This window comes from Streptomyces sp. WZ.A104 (assembly GCF_002382885.1).
Classification (GTDB): Bacteria; Actinomycetota; Actinomycetes; order Streptomycetales; family Streptomycetaceae; genus Streptomyces.
This window is the reverse complement of record NZ_NWVL01000150.1, coordinates 1-5,290: the sequence shown is the minus strand read 5'-3', so window position 1 is coordinate 5,290 and position 5,290 is coordinate 1. Positions and strand designations below refer to the sequence as shown.

The following is a 5,290-nucleotide window of genomic DNA, read 5'->3' as shown; positions in this document are numbered from 1 at the left end:
TTTCACCGGGGCCCTCCGGGCGCTTCCCTTCGTTCTTGCGTTTCCGACTCTATCAGACTCTTTCGTGTCCGATTCCCGGTCGAAGCGGGGTGCTTTCGAGGTCCTTCGCTTTCGCGTTTCCCCTTTCCGGCGAGTCCGACTCTATCAGATCCTTTCGGGCCTGATTCCCAGTCAGCGGGGTTTGTCTTCCCGGCTGTTGGGCCGTTCCGACGAGTGAGACTTTAGCGGAATCCTGGGCCCCGACGCTAATCGGGGTGCGTTCCTTCGAACGCGGATTCCTCATTTCGCGCAGGCACACGAAAAGGCAGGCGACACGAGGTCGCGCGTCTTGTCGTGGTTACTGCGGAATGGCTGTCCGGGGACCGACCGGGGTCGGCGCTCACGTCGGACAACTCGGAGCACACTACGGATCTGCTCGGGGTGTGTCAACCCCCGGCCGGGGGGTGTCGGCGGCCGGTGGCGGGTGGCGGGTGGCGGGTCCGGGTGGGTGTCAGCCGTTGCCGGAGGCCAGTTCGCGGCTGCGGTCGCGGGCGGCCTCCAGGGCGGCGATGAGTGCGGCCCGTACCCCGTGGTTCTCCAGTTCACGGATGGCGCTGATGGTGGTGCCGGCGGGGCTCGTGACGGCCTCGCGGAGCTTGACCGGGTGTTCGCCGCTGTCCCGGAGCATCACGGCGGCGCCGATGGCGGCCTGGACGATGAGGTCGTGGGCCTGGGCGCGGGGCAGACCGAGCAGGATGCCCGCGTCGGTCATGGCCTCGACCAGGAAGTAGAAGTAGGCGGGGCCGGAGCCGGAGAGGGCGGTGGCCGCGTCCTGCTGGGACTCCGGGACGCGCAGGGTCTTACCGACGCCGCCGAAGATCTCCTCGGTGGTGGTCAGGTGGGCGCCGGTGGCGTGGCTGCCCGCCGAGATGACGGACATGCCCTCGTCGACGAGGACGGGGGTGTTGGGCATGACCCGGACGACCGGGGTGCCCGGGGTGAGCAGGTCCTCGATGAAGGCGGTGGTGATGCCTGCCGCCGCGCTGATGACCAGGCGGTCCGCGGTGACGTGCGGGGCCAGTTCGTCCAGGAGCCTGCCCATGTCCTGCGGCTTGACCGCGAGGATGAGGACGTCGGCGTTCTTGGCTGCCTCCGCGTTGCTGACCGACCCGACTCCGTACCGCGTGTGCAGTTCCTGGGCCCGCTCGCTGCGGCGGGTGGTCACCAGGAGGTCGGCCGGTCGCCAGCCCGCCCGGATCATGCCGCTGAGGAGGGCCTCGCCGATCTTGCCGGTGCCGAGGACTGCGACTGTCTGGGTCATGCGTTCACCCTCCGGGCTGTGCTCTGCTGTCGAGTGTCTGGGTTCAGGCTGTCCCGCCGTCCCTCCCGTCATCCTCGCATCGGGCTCTCACGGCGTACGGCGGCGGAGGGTGATCGCGCCCAGGCAGAGGACCAGGAGCGCACTGCCCGCGACGACGGTCACGTCACGGACGAAGTCGCCGGTGATGTCCGAGTGCTGGAGGACCTGGTTCATGCCGTCGACGGCGTACGACATGGGCAGGACGTCGGAGATCGCCTCCAGGACCGGGTGCATCGTGTCGCGCGGGGCGAACAGGCCGCACAGCAGGAGCTGGGGGAAGATCACCGCCGGCATGAACTGGACCGCCTGGAACTCGGACGCGGCGAACGCGGAGACGAACAGGCCGAGCGCCGTGCCGAGCAGCGCGTCGAGCAGGGCGACCAGGAGCAGCAGCCAGGGCGAGCCGGTGACGTCCAGGCCCAGCAGCCAGATGGAGACGGCCGTGGCGAGCGCCGACTGGACGACCGCGACCGCGCCGAACGCGAGGGCGTAGCCCGCGATCAGGTCGCCCTTGCCGAGAGGGAGGGCCAGGAGGCGTTCGAGGGTGCCCGAGGTCCGTTCGCGCAGGGTCGCGATCGAGGTCACCAGGAACATCGTGATCAGCGGGAAGATGCCGAGGAGCGAGGCTCCGACGGAGTCGAAGGTCTCGGGGCTGCCGTCGAAGACGTAGCGGAGCAGGGTGATCAGCAGGACCGGGACCAGCAGGAGGAGCGCGATCGTGCGGCGGTCGTGGGTCAGCTGGCGCAGGACGCGGCCCGCGGTGGCGGTCGTACGGGACGGGGTGAGGGCGCGGGCCGGGGTGGGGACGGTGGTCGTCATCGCGGGAGCTCCTCGGGTGTGGGCGGGGTGTCGGCGCCTGCCTCGTCGACCAGGTGGAGGAACGCCGCCTCGACCGTGTCCGTGCCGGTGCGGTGGCGCAGGGCGTCCGGGGTGTCCTCGGCGAGGACGCGGCCTTCCCGCATCAGGAGCAGGCGGTGGCAGCGTTCGGCCTCGTCCATGACGTGGGAGGAGATGAGGAGGGCGGCGCCTCGGTCTGCGGCCAGGCGGTGGAAGAGGTCCCACAGGTCGCGGCGGAGTACGGGGTCGAGGCCGACCGTCGGTTCGTCCAGGACCAGCAGGTCGGGGCTGGAGAGCAGCGCGACGGCCAGGGAGACGCGGCTGCGCTGGCCACCGGAGAGCGCACCGGCGAGGGCGTCGGCGTGGCTCGTGAGGTCGACGTCCCCGATGGCGCGGGTGACCGCTGCGCGGCGGGTGTCGCGGTGGGCGCGGCCGGGGTGCAGGACGGCGGCGAAGTAGTCGAGGTTCTGGCGGACGGTGAGGTCGGTGTAGACGGAGGGCGCCTGGGTGACGTAGCCGATGCGGGTGCGCAGGGCGGGGTGTCCGGCGGGGCGGCCGAGGACGTCGAGGGTGCCGGTGGCCCGGGCCTGGGTGCCGACCACGGTGCGCATGAGGGTGGTCTTGCCGCAGCCCGAGGGGCCGAGGAGGCCGGTGATGCTGCCGGGGCGGACGGTGAAGTCGAGGGCGCGGAGGACGGTGCGCGTGCCTCGTACGACCGTGAGGCCCTGGGCCTCGATCGCCGGGGGCGGGGACGAGGGCGGGGGTGGGTTCGGGGGGCTTGTGGGGGTGACCGGTGTCGACCCGGGCTCATAATTCATCATGTGATGAATTCTTCGCCCGATGGTGCCGCCCGTCAAGGGGTGGGAGGGGTGGAAACGGCTCAGCCCGCCGACGGGCATCGGCGGGCTGAGTGAGCTGGGTCGTTCGCGGGGCGGGCGGGCCCTCAGGTGCGCTTGGGGCGCTTGCGGCCGGAGGACTTGCGGGCCGCCGGGTTGCCGGTGCGGGCCGAGCGGCGCTTCTCGTACTGCGTGCGGGCCGTCTCGTACTCCGTACGGCGCAGCTTCTCGCCGGGGGCCTCCACGAGCGAGCGGACGAAGTAGGCGAGCAGTGAGCCGATGAAACCGATCGACTTCAGCCCGCGCAGGGCATCCTCGCGGGCCGGGTCCTTCGGGCGGGCGCGGAAGCCCTCCCAGGTCTTGCGGAACGCGATGGCGCTACAGATCGCGAACATCACGATCACCAGCATCCCGACGAGGTTCCCGACCTCCGCGATCTCCAGGCCCTGGAAGGCGAAGCGCAGCACGAAGCAGGCGGCCACGGCGGCGGCCAGCGAGCCCGCCGCTACGCCGGCGCGCCGCAGCCCGTAGCCGCCGTCGTGCTCGACCCAGGTCGTGCCGAAGAAGCGGATGGGCTCGGGCTGCGGGCCCGGGGGCGTGGGGGCGCCGCCGGAGGGCTTCCCTCCTGCGGGCGGGGTGCCGGGGGCTTCGCTGTTCTCGCTCACGGGGTCGATTATCCGCCATGCCCCGTCGCCCCCGGCCCTGCGGCGGGGACCGGTCAGTCGCAGCGCGGTGCGATGTAGCCGTCGCGGCCGGTGTAGACGTACGCGTCGGAGACGAACTGGCCGTTGGCGATGTTGTCCCAGAGGTTCGACGTGCCGTAGGGGCCGGTGACCCGCTCCCCCGGCTTCTGGCAGTAGATCGGGATCTTCTGTCCGTACGGCAGGGTCCGGACGATGCGGTAGCCGGTGCCGGGGCCGGTGCGGACGTTGACCCGGTAGCCCGGGGCGATCGGGTACCGCGTGCCGGATGCGGCCGCCGTCGTGACCATCGCCTCGTCCGGGGCGGCCGCCCCGTCGGTGGCGGCTTCGGCGTGCTCCGCCGTGCGCTCGGTCGCGCGCTCCGCTGTGTGCTCCGCCGTGTGCTCTCCAACGCCCATGAGGGCCTCCCCCGTTGAGAAACGCGTACGCGCGGACGGGCGTACGACGCGCAGGCTAGCAAGCCGCGTGTCTCTCGCACGCACCATCGACTAGGCTCCGTGCGTCGCATGCGCACGAGCACACGGGGGTGGGCGATGCCGCCGCTGCGAGGAGCCGGAGTGCATCCGGAAGCGGAGTTTCCGCGGTACGCCGGCGCCTACCGTCTTGAGGCCTGTCTCGGCTCGGGCGGCATGGGGGTCGTGCATCTGGCGCGCTCGGCCTCGGGGATGCAGCTCGCGGTGAAGGTGGTGCATGCGCCGTACGCGGCGGACCCCGACTTCAGGGCGCGGTTCCGGCAGGAGGTGGCGGCCGCGCGGCGGGTGAGCGGGGCGTTCACCGCCCCTGTCGTCGACGCCGATCCGGAGGCCGACCGGCCCTGGATGGCCACCCTCTACATCCCCGGGCCCACCCTCTCCGAGCAGGTGAAGCGGAACGGCCCGATGGCCCCCGCCGAGCTGCGCAGGCTGACCGCCGGGCTGGCCGAGGCGCTGCGGGACATCCATCGGGCGGGCGTGATCCACCGCGATCTCAAGCCGAGCAACGTGCTGTTGACCGACGGCGGCCCCAAGGTCATCGACTTCGGGATCTCCCGGCCGTACGACAGTGATCTGCGCACCGAGACGGGCAAGCTGATCGGCTCGCCGCCCTACATGGCCCCCGAGCAGTTCCAGCGGCCGCGCGAGGTGGGCCCGCCCGCCGATGTGTTCGCGCTGGGGTCCGTGATCGTCCATGCGGCGACGGGGCGGGGGCCGTTCGACTCGGACAGCCCGTACATCGTGGCGTACCAGGTGGTGCACGATCAGCCGGATCTGGGCGGGGTGCCCGAGGAGCTGGCCCCGCTGGTCGGGCGGTGCCTGGCGAAGGACCCGGCGGACCGGCCGACTCCGGACGAGGTGATGGCGGCGCTGGAGCCCCCGTCGTACGAGGCCGACGCGTTCATACCGGCGCAGCGGCGCCGGGCCTCGGTCGCCGCGGCGGTCCCGGCGGCGCCGGACCGGGACGGTGCGGAGGAGGAGACCCATGTGCGCGCCGCGCGTCCGGTGCGGCGCGGGCGGCCGTCGCGCGCCCGGCCGGTCCTCGCGGCGGCACTGCTTCTGCTGGTGGCGGGGGCGGGGGCCGGGGCGTACGCGGTGTGGGGC

6 protein-coding genes are annotated in these 5,290 nt (G+C 72.2%); 1 reads left to right on the top strand and 5 read right to left on the bottom strand.

The window, feature by feature from the left end:
- Nucleotides 1–490: 490 nt before the first annotated feature.
- From proC to CIB93_RS36650, 5 genes are all read right to left on the bottom strand, one after another.
- Nucleotides 491–1,300, bottom strand: coding sequence for a pyrroline-5-carboxylate reductase (gene proC, locus CIB93_RS36670; protein WP_096633095.1), 810 nt, complete (start codon nucleotides 1,298–1,300; stop codon nucleotides 491–493).
- Nucleotides 1,301–1,387: 87 nt separating this feature from the next.
- Nucleotides 1,388–2,158 carry an ABC transporter permease gene (locus CIB93_RS36665; protein WP_096633094.1) on the bottom strand — a complete coding sequence of 257 codons (771 nt, stop codon included), beginning with the start codon at nucleotides 2,156–2,158 and terminating at the stop codon, nucleotides 1,388–1,390.
- Nucleotides 2,155–2,997, bottom strand: coding sequence for an ABC transporter ATP-binding protein (locus CIB93_RS36660; RefSeq protein WP_096633093.1), 843 nt, complete (start codon nucleotides 2,995–2,997; stop codon nucleotides 2,155–2,157). The genes CIB93_RS36665 and CIB93_RS36660 overlap by 4 nt, the downstream gene beginning before the upstream one ends.
- A gap of 122 nt (nucleotides 2,998–3,119) precedes the next feature.
- Nucleotides 3,120–3,677, bottom strand: coding sequence for a hypothetical protein (locus CIB93_RS36655; protein WP_096633092.1), 558 nt, complete (start codon nucleotides 3,675–3,677; stop codon nucleotides 3,120–3,122).
- 53 nt (nucleotides 3,678–3,730) lie between these two features.
- Nucleotides 3,731–4,111 carry an SH3 domain-containing protein gene (locus tag CIB93_RS36650; protein WP_096633091.1) on the bottom strand — a complete coding sequence of 127 codons (381 nt, stop codon included), beginning with the start codon at nucleotides 4,109–4,111 and terminating at the stop codon, nucleotides 3,731–3,733.
- A gap of 135 nt (nucleotides 4,112–4,246) precedes the next feature.
- On the opposite strand from CIB93_RS36650, the gene CIB93_RS36645 reads away from it, so the two are divergent.
- Nucleotides 4,247–5,290, top strand: a 1,044-nt coding sequence (locus CIB93_RS36645) for a serine/threonine-protein kinase (protein WP_143660141.1), incomplete at its 3' end; no start/stop codon positions are given.

Bases quoted from the DNA above. Each gene is read 5' to 3' on its own strand.
- CIB93_RS36660 (WP_096633093.1), bottom strand. From the start codon at position 2,997: ATGATGAATTATGAGCCCGGGTCGACACCGGTCACCCCCACAAGCCCC.
- CIB93_RS36665 (WP_096633094.1), bottom strand. From the start codon at position 2,158: ATGACGACCACCGTCCCCACCCCGGCCCGCGCCCTCACCCCGTCCCGT.
- CIB93_RS36650 (WP_096633091.1), bottom strand. From the start codon at position 4,111: ATGGGCGTTGGAGAGCACACGGCGGAGCACACAGCGGAGCGCGCGACC.
- proC (WP_096633095.1), bottom strand. From the start codon at position 1,300: ATGACCCAGACAGTCGCAGTCCTCGGCACCGGCAAGATCGGCGAGGCC.